We start from the raw sequence: 12,921 nt of genomic DNA on the forward strand, positions 1-12,921 counted from the left end.
CGCGTCGCACCCGACGCACGACCACCGGGAGACCGACATGCCGCTGGCCCCTCGTGCCATGGTGATCTCGCTGCAGAAGACCGGCACCCACCTCATGCAGGGTCTGATGACCAACCTGGGGTACAAGATGGCCGGGGTGCCCCGGCCGACCCCCCGTAACACTCCGGAGTTCACCGACGCGCAGCGACGTCAGATCGCGGCGCTCACCCTGTCGAAGTCCGACTACGACGAACTGCTGGAGCTGGAGGGCACGGAGGAGTACCTGCTCCGCACCCAGGAGGCCTGGTCCGCCCTGGGCTGGCACTGGCAACGCCGGCTGGGCCAGCACGTCGTCAACCGGTACGGGCAGACCCGATTCGACTTCGCCGACTCGGTGATCACCAACCCGCACCTGCCGTACTCCCGGTTCGCGGACACCCCGGCCGGGCTCTGCTGGATCTTCCATGAGCTGGACATCAGCAAGGTGGACGGGTCCTTCTTCGCCGAGTGGGTGGAGACCGCCACCCCGCCGCTGGTCTACAACTACCGCGACCCCCGCGACGCCCTGGTGTCCATGGTCAACTTTCTGGAGGGGCGGACCCGCGAGGGGTACGGCAACTTCTACGAGTTCGACATCTTCCACCGCATCCTGACCTCCCTGCCGACCTGGGAGGAGAAGCTCGACTACGCGATGCGGGACACGTCCTTCCTCGGCCGCGACCAGTTCGAGAGAGGGCTGTGGCTGCTGCGCCACCCCGACGTGTGCAAGGTCAGCTACGAGGATCTGGTCGGGGAGCGCGGCGGCGGGTCCCGGCAGCGCCAACTCGAGGCCGTGGACCGGTTGCTGAAGCACGTCGGGTCCACCGCGGACGCCGAGGAGGTCGCCGGCAAGGTCTACGACCAGAGTTCCTGGAGTTTCTTCCGGGGCACCACCGGCACCTGGCGGGAGCGGTTCACCAAGCGCAACGAGGCCCGTTTCACCGAGCTGTTCGGCGACATCCTGGAGCAGTACGGCTATGAGTGAGGCCCGCGCCTTCCTGCTGCTCGGCGGTTACCGGGTCATCGCCCGCAACTGGGGCTTCCTCGCCGACCTCGCCGGTCGAGGGCTGCGGATCCTGCTGATCACCTCGGAACAGTGGCGGGCCGACACGACGGCCGCCATGGCCCGGGGCGAGGGTCCCGGGACGTACCTCACGGACGCGGCCTTCGTCACCGGCGAGGTCGGCATCGAGGGGAGTTTCACCTCCGGTGTGGTCGCCCACGTCCAGCGCTGGCAGCAGGAGTACGACATCGTCGGGGTCTACGCCGCGGGCGAGATGCTCGTCGAACAGACCGGGATCGTGGCGGATGCGCTCGGCCTGCCCGGGCCGGGGGTACGCGCGGCGCGGGTGTGCCGCAACAAGTACCTGCAACGGTTCTACCTGCCGCAGTGGAGCCCCCGGCTGGTCGTCGTCCCACCGCAGGGGCGCGCCGGGCTCGACGTGGGCCCGGTGCGGTTCCCGGTGGTGCTGAAGCCCTCGGGGCGGCGGTCGAGTTCCGGGGTCCGGGCGGTGCGCGACCCCGAGGCCCTGCCCGCGCTGCTCACCGAGTACCCGGCGGCGGAGACCCTGCTGGTCGAGGAGTACGTCACCGGCGCCGAGTACTCGGTGGAGGCGGTCGTCCAACACGGTCGGATCGTCTTCGAGTCGGCGACCCAGAAACGGACCACCGAGGACGGCTCGGACTGGTTCGTCGAGATGGCCCACACCGTGCCCGCACCTCCCGGCGCGGAGCACGAGAGGCTGCTCGCCGCCAACCGCGACATCGTGGGCCGGCTCGGTCTCGTCGCCGGCATCGTGCACACCGAACTCCGTCTCGACCGGGACGGCCGGCCGGTCCTGATGGAGGTGGCCGCCCGCACTCCGGGCGATGGCATCATGCCGCTCTACCACCTGGCGACCGGCCGGGCGTTGGAGCAGACGATCATGGAAGTGGCGCTCGACGAGCCGGCGGCGCACCCCCCACCCCGGCGGTACGCCCGCCAGGTCTACCTGCCCCAGCCGAGGGGAACGTTGCAGGACGTGAAGCTGCGCTGGCCGGGCGTGGAGCCGCAGTGGGTGCCGGAGGGGCAACCATGGCCGGTCATCGCACCTGGCGAAGCCGACGACCCGCCTGCCCTGCGACACGTCATCGTGCTCAAGGAACGCGGGGCACGCCTCGGTGAGCTGCGCGAATCCGGTGACCGTGGGGTGACGTTCCTGATCGACGCCCCGACCCTCGACGACCTCGACGAACTGGAGCGTCAGGTGAGCGCGGCGATCGACATCATCGTCGATCCCTGACCACCACCGACGGACGTCCACGACTAGACGGTGGCGGCGCGCCGGATCGACTAGGGTGCTTCGAAAGATCGCCCCGATGAGGAGGAACCGGTGTTCATCTTGGAGCTGTCCTTCGGCGACGAACCCGACCGGCTCGCCGCCCGACCGGCGCACCGGGATCGTCTCCAGGCCCTGCACCAGGAGGGCCGGCTGGTCATGGCCGGGCCGTTCGCCGACGACTCCGGAGCGATGCTGATCTTCGACGTCCCGGACGCCGAAGCGTTCGCCGCGATCGTCGCCGAGGACCCCTACTACCGCACCCCCGGGGTGACGATCGCCAGCCAGCGGGAGTGGTCACCGATCGTCCGGTAGCCGGGGCTTCGACGGTTCCCTGCTACCGCTGTCCGGATGGCCGGCTGATTCACGACTCGTCGTCCACCGCGAGCGCGGCACGGTTGCCGACATGGCCCAGGTAGAGCAGGTAGGGCACGACCAGCACGGCGAGCACCAGGACCGCCGCGATCACCGGCGGATCACCGAAGGCGGCGCCGAGGATGACCGGCAGCGGGGACACGACGGCCAACAGGACCCCGGTCCGATGGAACGGGCGTTCGACCCGGCGGTGCGCCGCGTACCAGTGCTCGGTCGACCTCATGGTCGCGGCGGTCCGCACCCCGGGGCTGCGGTACATGTCGACCGACGGCCGCACTGACGCTCTGGCGGTGAATGCGACAAGCCATCCGAGAAATGCGTAGACCACCGAGATGAACGCTCCAGCCAGCAAAGGCCACCTCCTGACGCATCAGTTGGTGTCAGCGTAGATTCCCACCCAAACGGGCACCGCCGGCCGCGGGCGTCGGGGTGGGCAGGACGCTGCGGCGGCACCGCCAGCAACAGCAAAACGCCCTGGTCGGATTGTCCCGACCAGGGCGTTTCTCAAGGGTGGAGCCGAGGGGACTCGAACCCCTGACCCCCACACTGCCAGTGTGGTGCGCTACCAGCTGCGCCACGGCCCCTTGCTGTCGTCCCGGTCGCCCGGGCACTGGGAAACTATACACAGACCGGCCCGCATGGTCATCTCGCGGGGTCCCCCGCCGGGCCGGGTCAGTTGAGGGCCACGTCCGGTGGGAAGTGCGCGACGGCGGCCATCATCCCGCCCTGCCGGCGCAGCACCATCGGCCACAGGTCGTCGGGCCGGTCGACGAAGGCGTCCCCGGGCAGCCCGTCCAGCACGAACCAGGACCCGTCGGCGACCTCCTGCTCCAACTGGCCGCTGCCCCAGCCGGAGTAGCCGGCGAAGACCCGGATGCCGCCGATGCTCTCCCGCAGCCGCTCCGGGTCGACCGAGAGGTCGATCGTGCCGACCGCCCCGGAAACCTGGTGGAAGCCCTTCACCCGGCGCATCGGGTGCCGCATCCGGGCGAGGCAGATGGCCGAGTCGGGCTGCACCGGGCCACCCTCGAAGAGCACCGCCGGGTGGCGGGCCAGGTCGCTCCAGTCACCGAGCACCTCGGCCACCGGCACCTCGGTGGCCCGGTTCAGCACCACACCGAGCGCGCCGCCCGGCTCGTGGGCCACGAGCAGCACCACCGTACGGTCGAAGTTCGGGTCCTTGAGCGCCGGAGTCGCGACCAGCAGCCGCCCGGTCATCGACTCCATCGCTCGTCCGCCGATCGCCTGGCCCTCTCCCTGCATGCCACACACCCGTCAACCGTGAGCCCGCGCCAGGGGCCGGTCATCGACCGGATCCGCCTGCCGCATCGGGTTCAGCCGTGCTGTCAACGCCATGCCTGGCACCATAGCCTGCGTGCTGGGTGCTGGCTAAGGTCTGACCGGCGGGTGATCGGACAGTTAAGACGAAGGGCTGACGCACCCGACGGCGGAGCTCCCGGTGATCGACCGATCGGGACCACCGACGGCCGAGAAACGCCCGAAAGGTCCGTCACATCCCGATAGATTCGGCTGATCGGGAGGGCGACCGCGGCTGCCCCTGCCCGCGACACGGAGGCGGGTGGCGATGGCAACTGTCCGGGACGCGACGTACGACGTGCTCCGCACCCTCGGTATGACCACTGTCTTCGGCAACCCCGGCTCCACCGAAGAGCCGTTCCTCCAGGACTTCCCCGCCGACTTCCACTACGTCCACGCGCTGCACGAGGCGACGGCCGTCGCGATGGCCGACGGCTACGCCCAGGCCGGCGGAGTGCCCGCCCACGTCAACCTGCACACCGCACCGGGCACCGGCAACGGCATGGGCAACCTGGTCACCGCCTGGCACAACAAGACCCCGCTGATCGTCACCGCCGGCCAACAGACGCGGGAGATGCTGCTCCTGGAACCCCGGCTGACCAACCGCCGACCCACCGAGCTTCCGCAGCCCTACGTGAAGTGGGCCTACGAGCCGGCCCGGGCGCAGGACATCCCCGCGGCGGTGCTGCGGGCGTACGCGACGGCGGTGCAGCCACCGGCCGGGCCGGTCTTCCTCTCCCTGCCGATGGACGACTGGGTCCAGCCCGCCGACCCGCCGCCCGCGCCGCGAACGGTGGCCACCCGGTTCGCACCGGACCCCCAGCGGTTGGACGAGTTCGTCCGGGTGCTGGCCGGCAGCCGTAACCCGGTGCTCGTGTACGGGCCGGGGGTGGACCGCTCCACGAGCTGGCCGGCCGCTGTCGCGCTGGCGGAGCGGCTCGCCGCGCCGGTCTGGTCGGCTCCCGCCCCCGAACGGGCGGTGTTCCCCGAGGACCACCCGCACTTCCGCGGCGTGCTGCCGTACGCGATCGGTCCGCTCGCCGAGGCGCTGCGCGGGCACGACACGGTGCTGGTCGTCGGCGCCCCGGTGTTCCGCTACTACCCGTACGTGCCGGGCGGGCACCTGCCCGACGGCGCGCGACTGCTGCACATCACGGACGACCCGGACGAGGCCGCGCGAGCCCCGGTCGGTGACAGCCTGCTCAGCGACCCGGGGCTGGCCCTGGCCGCGCTTGTCGAACGGGTGCCGCCGAGCGACCGGCCGGCACCCGCGCGCCGGGACGCACCGCCACCGCCGGAGGTCGGCACCCCACTGAGCGCCGACGCGCTGTTCGCCGCGCTGGCCGCACACTGGCCGACCGACGGCGTGCTGGTCCAGGAGTCGCCGTCCAATCTGTCCGCGCTGCGTCGTCAGCTGCGGATCACCCGCCCGGCGTCGTACTTCACGATGGCCAGCGGCGGCCTCGGCTACGGCCTGCCGGCGGCGATCGGCGTCGCACTGGCCGAGCGGGACACCGGGCGCGGTCGCCCGGTGGTGGCGGTGATCGGCGACGGCTCCTTCCACTACTCGGTGCAGGCGCTCTGGACGGCCGCGCGCCTGGCACTGCCGGTGGTGGTCGTCGTCCCGGTCAACCAGCAGTACGCGATCCTCAAGGCGTTCGCCGAGCTGAAGCACACCCCAGGGGTGCCCGGCCTGGACCTGCCGGGGTTGGACGTCATCGCAATCGCGGCCGGCTACGGCTGTGCCACGCAGGTGGTGGAGACCCCCGATCAGCTCGGCGCGGCGCTCTCCGCCGGGCTGCGCGCCGACGGCCCCACCGTGTTGCCGGTGCCGATCAGCACCGACGTGCCCAGCATCCTCTGAACCGGGTCAGCGCGGTCCGGTCGACAGCGGGGCACCGGTGAAGACGTCCAGCACCGGTCGGCTGCCCAGCGGCGCCGCGAGGGTGACGGTGACCGGCTCCAGTTTCAGCACAGCGATGCATTCGCCGGTGGCCCGGGTGACGCCGCCACCGACCACCACGACGTCCGGCCGTTCCCACACCAGCGGCGTGATCCCGGTGTCGCACGCGCCGACGCCGAGCCGCACTGTCAGCCGGGCGCCGTCGACGGCGGCCAGGTCCTGGGCCGCCACCAACCCGTCGGGCAGCGGCCGGGAAGGAGTGGTCGGTTCGGGGACGGGGGTGACCGCCGACGGCGCGACGGCGAGCCGGGCCACCGGGGTGGCCAGCTCCTTGATGGTGAACAGCCAGGCCGGGACCTGCGCCACACCCCGGCTCGTACGTACCGGCACGGCGCCGAACGTGACAGCGGTGACGGTGAGCGGGAGACAGGCGGTCTGCGTGCTGCTCGTGGCCCACCCGTCGGGCCCCGGTTCGACGGTGGGGCCGCCGGGGGTGGGCCGACCGGGCTGCTTCGGCCGGCCCGGGCAGGGCAGTGGGTCACCCTGGTCGAGCTGCCGGTACGCCTCGGCGGCGCTGACCAACGGCAGCCTCAACCGTCCGTCCGGGAACTGGATCTCGTCGCCGACCCGGGTGGGCGGTATTGCGACCTGCGCGCGGTACCACCCGGCCCGGAAGGCCGCCTCGGTCTCGGGGGTGAAGCCCGGGTCACCGGTGAGCACTGTCGGCCCCTCCAGCGGCACGTAGCCCGTGCGCCAGTCGGGGCCGGGTCGCCACGCCTCGGCGACCTGAGCGGCTCGCTGGTCGAACGCCTCCACGCCGCGCGTCGGGCTGCGCGGACCGGCGGCCGGACCGGCGTCGGTCGCGGCACAGCCCGCCGTGAGCAGCAACGGGAGTACGAGCAGCAGTGCAGGCCGATTCATGTACGGTTCGACGCCTCCGCCGACCGGCCGGTTCCCGACCTGGGCTCAGGTCTCGCCACCCAGATCCGTCTGGTACGCCTCCCAGAGCAGGTCGGCGCCGCGCCGCCGATGCCGGGCCAACCGCCGCAGCAGGTGCCCGGCCCGGTGTCGCAGCTCATCGGGGTGCGCCTCGGGCCGCTCAGCGATCTGCTGGACCGCCAGGATCGCGGCGACGATCGCCACGTGCTCCCGGGTCAGCAGCCGCACGCCGTGGTCCAGTCGCGGCGACTGGGTGAGCAACTCCCGGTAGAGGCCGGTGGGGCCTTCGGTGACCCGGACGTGCTCGGCGAAGCTCTGGTGCACCGGACGCAGCCGAAGGAGAACCTCTTCACGCCAGCGCGGCTCGGTGCTCGCGACGGCGACGGCCCGGCCGAGGGCGTGCACGTCACCGGTGAGGCCGGCCGGGCGCGGCGCGCCGGGTAGAGCGATGGAATGTGGATCGGCGGGGAGCCCCGCCGGATGCGCGACGCGCGGTCGGGCGACGACTGACGGCTGCTGGACCGGACCGGTGACCATGGCACCTCCCGCGCGGCGGCGCTGCTATCCCATACCGCGATGGTGAGGCTGCCCGGCCTGCCCTGTCCAGGGCCCCGAGCCGTCTCATCTGCCCCGTTGAGCCCAGTGACCCCACCAGCCACGCTGGTGCGGCCACAGCGCCGCACAGGCGTCCTGGGGACGTACGACCGCCTCAGTCGGTCGACGGGCGCTCCGCCAGCCGGCGCAGGTGGTCGGCCACGGCGTGCGCGTCGCCGGCCCGCTCGTCGCCCGGTCGACCGGTCGTGATCGCCTCGGCCAGCGCCCGCAGCTCGGATGGCGGCAGGACGGGCAGCCCCATGCCGCGCAGTGGGATGGTGACCCCCCGGGCACTCCCCGGGTCGGTCGCGAGGATTGCCCGCGCCTGCGGTTCGCCGGCCGGACCGTCGTCGTCCGCCTCGCGGTACGACACCGCGCCGGACTCGATCCGGGCGGTGGCGAGGTCGACGGTGCGGGCGCGCAGCGCACCGCGTACCCGCGCCCGGCTGCCGTCCAGCCAGGCGGCCGTGCGGAGCACCCGCAGCACCAGGTAGAGGCCGAGCAGGACGAAGGGCAGGCCACACAGGCCGACGAACGGGCTGGGACCGGACTGGTTCGGGTCGGCGGAGTCGCGTAGCCCGGGCGGCAACAGCCCCGGTGGCAGGTCCCGAGCCTCCTCATAGGAGGCGAACGCGTCACCCGGGCCGGTCAGCCGGCGCAACAGCCCGTCGGCGACGAGGGGCAGTGCCACGAACGCCGCGCCGACGGCCGTGAGCAGGACGCCGAACACCACCGCCACGACGCGCTGGCCGGGCGACGCGCCGACCGACAGGCGCAACTCCTGGTTGGTCACAGGGGGCAGCGTAAGACCCCGCGAACAACGAAGCGCCCCGGCTGGTGGGCCGGGGCGCTTCGTTCGAGGTGGTGGAGGTGCCGGGAATCGAACCCGGGTCCTTCGCCGGTTTGTCAGGGCTTCTCCGAGCGCAGCTCGCTGTGCCTCTACTCGGCCCCACCGCTCACGCGAGCAAGTTGGTGTGACGGGCCCAGTCGCTGATTAATCTCGCCGCACGGACCCCGCGACCGGGTCCGATTGGCCAGCCTCCTAGCTGATGCCGGCTACTGGGACGAAGGCGTTCCCAGGCCGACAGACTTAGCTACTCGCCTCAGGCGGCGAGAGCGAAGTCAGCGCGATTTTGCTTGGCGCTTATAAGTTTCCGACGACCGATTCTCGAGACGACGTCGGCTTCCTCGGCTCGCTTCCCCTGTCGCTGCGTACGAAGTCGAAACCAGTCACCCCCTCGACAGGCCGCCGATGTGGCGGCACTGACAAGACTAACGCCTGCCGCAACCGCTTTCATCCCGAGCCCCGGGCCGGCACGCCGATCCGGACAAACAGGATGAACTAGTCGTCCATTCCCTTGCCGCGTCGACCGGACACCCGGGCGATCTCCCGGTCCGCGTCCCGCTTGGCGAGGTCCTGACGCTTGTCGTACGACTTCTTGCCCTTGGCCAGGGCGATCTCGACCTTGGCCCAGCCGTCCGAGAAGTAGACCTGCAACGGGACGATGGTGTAACCGCCCTCGCGGGTCTTGCCGAGCAGCTTGTCGATCTCGGCCCGGTTGAGCAGCAACTTGCGGGTACGCCGGGGCTCATGGTTGGTCCAGGTGCCCTGGGTGTACTCCGGAATGTGCATCGAGTGCAGGAACAACTCGCCGTCACGTTCCTGCGCGAACGCGTCGACAAGTGACGCTCGCCCGGCCCGCAGCGACTTGACCTCGGTGCCGGTCAGCGCCATGCCCGCCTCGTACGTGTCGAGGACGGCGTAGTCGTGGCGCGCCTTCTTGTTGGAGGCGACCACCTTGCGCCCCTTTTCCCGTGGCATCGGTGCCACCCCCTCTCCTGGAGTCCGCGGCCGAGCTCACCCCGGCCGGACAACCGATCATGCTACCCGAATGAAAGGACCCTCCCGCGCCGTTTATTTCCGGCTGCGGGAGGGTCCTTGGAGACGACGGGACGACCCGTACGGTGCCTAGACCCGCAGGTAGAAGCGCAGGGTGATCCAGGCGGTGCCCGCGCTGACCAGACCACCGACGCCAGCCATCAGCGGGAAGATGAACAGGATGTCGCCCCAGGTGATCGGCGAGAGCAGACCCTGCAACGCGCTCAACGACCCGTCGAAGAGCAGATACTTCGCCGCGACCAGCGCCACCAGACCGAGCAGTGAACCGATCAGGCCGGCCACCACGGCCTCCAGCACGAACGGCGCCTGGATGAACCAGTTGGATGCGCCGACCAGCTTCATGACCGCCACCTCACGCCGCTTGCTGTACGCGGCCACCTGAATGGTGTTCGCGACCAGCAGCAGGGCGGCGATCGCCATCACGATGGCGGCAGCCAGGGCGATGTTCTGGATCGAGGTGAGGATGTTGAAGATCTTGTCGAGCAGTCGACTCTGGTCGATGATCTCCTCGACACCCGCGGTGTCCTTGTACTGGTCGTAGACGTTCTTGTACTGCTCCGGGTTGTTCAGCTTGAGCCGGAACGCCTCGGGCAGCTGGTCCGGCTTGACCGCGTTCACCAGGTCCGGCGCGTCCTGGTACATCTCCTTGAAGCGCTTGTACGCCTCGTCCTTGTTGACGTAGAGGACGTCCTTGACCAGGGGGTCGCTGTCGAGCTTGGTCTGCAGGTCGGTGCGCTCCTGCTCGGTCACCTCCTGAGTCAAGAAGATCGAGACTTCGATGTTCTTGTAGTAGAGGTCCTTCATGTCGTCGACCTGGCGGTACATGAGACCGCTGGCGCCGAGCATGGTCAGCGAGACCGCCATCGTGATGATCATCGCGATGGACATGGTCACGTTGCGCCACAGTCCGACCAGTACCTCGGACAGGACGTATTTCACGCGCATCGGGATTTCCTCCGGGTCTCCGGCATGAGGTGTTCGTCGTCAGGCTGCGCAGGGGTGGAGCGCCGGCTCACCCGTAGACGCCGCGGGCCTGGTCACGCACGATGCGACCGCTCTCAATCTCAACGACGCGGCGGCGCATCTGGTTCACGATGTTGGAGTCGTGGGTGACCATCACGACGGTCGTGCCGGTGCGATTGATCCGGTCCAGCAGGCGCATGATCTCAATCGAGGTGTCCGGGTCCAGGTTTCCGGTGGGCTCGTCCGCCAGCAGGATCAGCGGACGGTTCACGAACGCCCGGGCGACGGCGACCCGCTGCTGCTCACCACCGGAGAGCTCGTGCGGGTAGCGGTGCTCCTTGCCACCGAGCCCGACCAGCTCCAGCACCTCCGGCACGACCCGGCGGGCAACCGCCTTCGTCTTGCCGATCACCTCGAGGGCGAACGCCACGTTCTCGTACGCGGTGCGGTTGGGCAGCAGCCGGAAGTCCTGGAAGACGCAGCCGATCGAGCGCCGGAAGTGGGGTCGCTTCCAGGAGCGCATCGACGTGACGTCCTTGCCGTTGACGACGACGCGCCCCTTGTTGGGGGCCACCTCGTGCAGCAGCATTTTGATGATCGTGGACTTGCCGGAGCCGGATGGACCGATGAAGAAGACGAACTCGCCCTTCTCGATCGAGACGGACACGTTGTCGAGCGAAGGCCGGGACGCCTTCGGGTACGTCTTCGTCACTTGCTCAAGCTGAATCACGGGTGGTGAGTCTACGCGGTGTAACAACTGAGCCAAGCCCCACGCCCCGCCGATCCGGCACGAGTCGTCGAATCAGGCCTCTACCTGGAGATCGATGACGCGCTCCGCCCGCGCGCCGTCACGCACCGTCGCCAGCGAGCTGACGCTGCTTGCGCCAACGGATGCCGGCCTCGATGAAATCGTCGAGGTCGCCGTCGAAGACCCCGCTCGGATTGCCGGTCTCCTGCTCGGTTCGGAGATCCTTCACCATCTGATACGGGTGCAGGACGTAGGAGCGCATCTGGTCGCCCCACGAGCTCGTACCGCCGCTCTTGAGGCCGGCCATCTTCTCTTCCTCCTCCTGGCGCTTGCGCTCCAGGAGCCGGGCCTGGAGCACCCGCAGCGCGGAGGCCTTGTTCTGCAACTGGGACTTCTCGTTCTGGCAGGTCACCACGATGCCCGTCGGAATGTGCGTCAGGCGCACCGCGGAGTCGGTGGTGTTGACGCTCTGCCCACCCGGCCCGGAGGACCGGTAGACGTCGACCCGAACCTCGTTCTCCGGGATGTCGATGTGGTCGGTCTGCTCGGTGACCGGCAGAACCTCGACGCCCGCGAAGCTGGTCTGCCGACGACCCTGGTTGTCGAACGGGCTGATCCGGACCAGCCGGTGCGTGCCCGACTCGACGCTGAGCGTGCCGTACGCGTACGGCACCTTGACCGCGAAGGTGGCCGACTTCAGGCCCGCCTCCTCGGCGTACGAGGTCTCGTAGACCTCGGTGGGGTAGCCGTGCCGCTCCGCCCAGCGCAGGTACATCCGCAGCAGCATCTCGGCGAAGTCCGCGGCGTCCACGCCACCCGCGCCGGCCCGGATGGCTACCAGCGCCTCCCGGGAGTCGTACTCGCCGGAGAGCAGGGTGCGGACCTCCATCTCCTGGATGGCCTTGGTCAGCCCGGTGATCTCCGACTCGACCTCGGTCAGCACACCCGGGTCGGCCTCGGCCTCGGCCAGCTCCAGCAGCACCTGGGCGTCGTCGAGGCCGGAACGCAGGCTGCCCAGCTTGCTGATCTCGCCGTTGACGTACGACAGCTGCGAGGTCACCTGCTGGGCCTTGGCCTGGTCGTCCCACAGATCGGGGGCGGAGGCCTCCTGCTCCAGGCGGGCCTTGTCCTCGTGGAGGCGGTCGAGGTTGAGGACGGCCTCGATGTTTCGCAGGGTCGCGTCGAGTTCCTTGAGCTGTTCGGCGTAATCGGCAGCGGTCACGACAGACAAGCGTACTGTGCCGGGAGCGGAGCAGCTCGTTCCCTATGCGCGAACCCGCTGGCCGTCACCCGACGGGGGCGGACTTCAACCACGACAGGGCCGCCCGGTGGTAGGCGACGGCGAACTCCAGCGCGCTGGCGTCGTACGTCTCGCCGTCCCGTTTGGCGTTCTTCACCTGCTCCCGAACCTGGGCGAGGGCCTCGGTGTGGTATTCGTTGGCCGAGGCGTACAGGCCCTTCAGCTGGCTGGCGGAGTGCAGGTTGCCGAAAGCCATCCGGAGCGCTATCGGGTTGCGGATGGTGTCGCGCCCCGGGTTCTCCGCGAGCCAGCGGGAAAACGTCCGTTTTCCGCTGGCGGTGAGTGCGTAGGGCTGGCTCATCCGCGGGCCCGGCTTGCCGAGCCGCACGAAACCCCGCTCAGCCAGCACCGGCAACTCGCGGTACACCTGACTGCGGGTCATCGACCAGTACGGCGCCAGACGGCGCTCAGCGGCGGCCATCAACTGACCGCCTGTCATCGGGCCCTCGTGGAGGAGGCCGAGCAGGGCCGCCGCCGTAGGGTTGACTCCGGAATCCGCCATGCCCACTACGCTGCCACTTTGCGCACGCGGCGTCCAGGATTTGC

The 12,921-nt window shown here is 70.0% G+C and carries 14 protein-coding genes, 1 tRNA gene and 1 other RNA gene; 4 read left to right on the top strand and 12 right to left on the bottom strand.

Annotation, left to right across the window (positions count from 1 at the left end; all coding sequences use genetic code 11):
• Positions 1–37: 37 nt before the first annotated feature.
• The 3 genes from GA0070561_RS01710 to GA0070561_RS01720 all read left to right on the top strand — a co-directional run bounded on the left by GA0070561_RS01710 (position 38) and on the right by GA0070561_RS01720 (position 2,651).
• Entirely contained in the window at positions 38–1,003 is a 966-nt protein-coding gene (locus tag GA0070561_RS01710) for a sulfotransferase domain-containing protein (RefSeq protein ID WP_141710301.1), read from the top strand.
• Entirely contained in the window at positions 996–2,300 is a 1,305-nt protein-coding gene (locus GA0070561_RS01715; RefSeq protein ID WP_091393937.1) for an ATP-grasp domain-containing protein, read from the top strand. Before GA0070561_RS01710 ends, GA0070561_RS01715 begins: the two co-directional genes overlap by 8 nt.
• 90 nt (positions 2,301–2,390) lie before the next feature.
• The gene (locus GA0070561_RS01720) at positions 2,391–2,651 is read left to right on the top strand and encodes a YciI family protein (RefSeq protein WP_091393941.1); all 261 of its coding nucleotides are present in this window, start codon (positions 2,391–2,393) and stop codon (positions 2,649–2,651) included.
• A gap of 49 nt (positions 2,652–2,700) precedes the next feature.
• On the opposite strand, the gene GA0070561_RS33885 is transcribed toward GA0070561_RS01720, so the two are convergent.
• The 3 genes from GA0070561_RS33885 to GA0070561_RS01735 all read right to left on the bottom strand — a co-directional run bounded on the left by GA0070561_RS33885 (position 2,701) and on the right by GA0070561_RS01735 (position 3,974).
• Positions 2,701–2,970: an SdpI family protein gene (locus GA0070561_RS33885; RefSeq protein WP_279616348.1), complete on the bottom strand. Its 270-nt coding sequence runs from the start codon at positions 2,968–2,970 to the stop codon at positions 2,701–2,703.
• 252 nt (positions 2,971–3,222) lie between these two features.
• A tRNA-Ala gene (locus tag GA0070561_RS01730) sits at positions 3,223–3,295 on the bottom strand.
• Between the two features lie 88 nt (positions 3,296–3,383).
• Positions 3,384–3,974 carry a YqgE/AlgH family protein gene (locus GA0070561_RS01735; RefSeq protein ID WP_091393947.1) on the bottom strand — a complete coding sequence of 197 codons (591 nt, stop codon included), beginning with the start codon at positions 3,972–3,974 and terminating at the stop codon, positions 3,384–3,386.
• A 322-nt stretch (positions 3,975–4,296) separates the two neighbouring features.
• Here GA0070561_RS01735 and mdlC point away from each other — a divergent pair, with 322 nt between their 5' ends.
• Entirely contained in the window at positions 4,297–5,892 is a 1,596-nt protein-coding gene (gene mdlC / locus GA0070561_RS01740; protein WP_091393951.1) for a benzoylformate decarboxylase, read from the top strand.
• A gap of 6 nt (positions 5,893–5,898) precedes the next feature.
• On the opposite strand, the gene GA0070561_RS01745 is transcribed toward mdlC, so the two are convergent.
• The 9 genes from GA0070561_RS01745 to GA0070561_RS01785 all read right to left on the bottom strand — a co-directional run bounded on the left by GA0070561_RS01745 (position 5,899) and on the right by GA0070561_RS01785 (position 12,877).
• On the bottom strand, positions 5,899–6,852 hold the full coding sequence (locus tag GA0070561_RS01745) for a hypothetical protein (protein WP_091393954.1): 954 nt from the start codon (positions 6,850–6,852) through the stop codon (positions 5,899–5,901).
• Between the two features lie 45 nt (positions 6,853–6,897).
• Positions 6,898–7,407, bottom strand: a complete 510-nt coding sequence (locus tag GA0070561_RS01750) for a hypothetical protein (protein ID WP_091393957.1) — start codon at positions 7,405–7,407, stop codon at positions 6,898–6,900.
• 172 nt (positions 7,408–7,579) lie between these two features.
• Positions 7,580–8,257: a hypothetical protein gene (locus GA0070561_RS01755; RefSeq protein WP_091393959.1), complete on the bottom strand. Its 678-nt coding sequence runs from the start codon at positions 8,255–8,257 to the stop codon at positions 7,580–7,582.
• Positions 8,258–8,326: 69 nt separating this feature from the next.
• Positions 8,327–8,702, bottom strand: a transfer-messenger RNA (tmRNA) gene (gene ssrA, locus GA0070561_RS01760).
• Positions 8,703–8,806: 104 nt separating this feature from the next.
• Entirely contained in the window at positions 8,807–9,286 is a 480-nt protein-coding gene (gene smpB / locus GA0070561_RS01765) for an SsrA-binding protein SmpB (protein ID WP_091397147.1), read from the bottom strand.
• Positions 9,287–9,433: 147 nt separating this feature from the next.
• Positions 9,434–10,309 (bottom strand): permease-like cell division protein FtsX, encoded by an 876-nt coding sequence (ftsX, locus tag GA0070561_RS01770; protein ID WP_091393961.1) that lies wholly within the window; start codon positions 10,307–10,309, stop codon positions 9,434–9,436.
• Positions 10,310–10,376: 67 nt separating this feature from the next.
• Positions 10,377–11,057: a cell division ATP-binding protein FtsE gene (gene ftsE / locus GA0070561_RS01775; protein WP_030331491.1), complete on the bottom strand. Its 681-nt coding sequence runs from the start codon at positions 11,055–11,057 to the stop codon at positions 10,377–10,379.
• A 118-nt stretch (positions 11,058–11,175) separates the two neighbouring features.
• Positions 11,176–12,297 (bottom strand): peptide chain release factor 2, encoded by a 1,122-nt coding sequence (gene prfB, locus GA0070561_RS01780; RefSeq protein WP_091393964.1) that lies wholly within the window; start codon positions 12,295–12,297, stop codon positions 11,176–11,178.
• 64 nt (positions 12,298–12,361) lie between these two features.
• Positions 12,362–12,877 carry a PadR family transcriptional regulator gene (locus tag GA0070561_RS01785; protein WP_091393967.1) on the bottom strand — a complete coding sequence of 172 codons (516 nt, stop codon included), beginning with the start codon at positions 12,875–12,877 and terminating at the stop codon, positions 12,362–12,364.
• Between the last annotated feature and the right edge of the window lie 44 nt (positions 12,878–12,921).

Origin of the sequence: Micromonospora saelicesensis, assembly GCF_900091575.1 — a bacterium.
GTDB classification, from domain to species: Bacteria; Actinomycetota; Actinomycetes; order Mycobacteriales; family Micromonosporaceae; genus Micromonospora; species Micromonospora saelicesensis.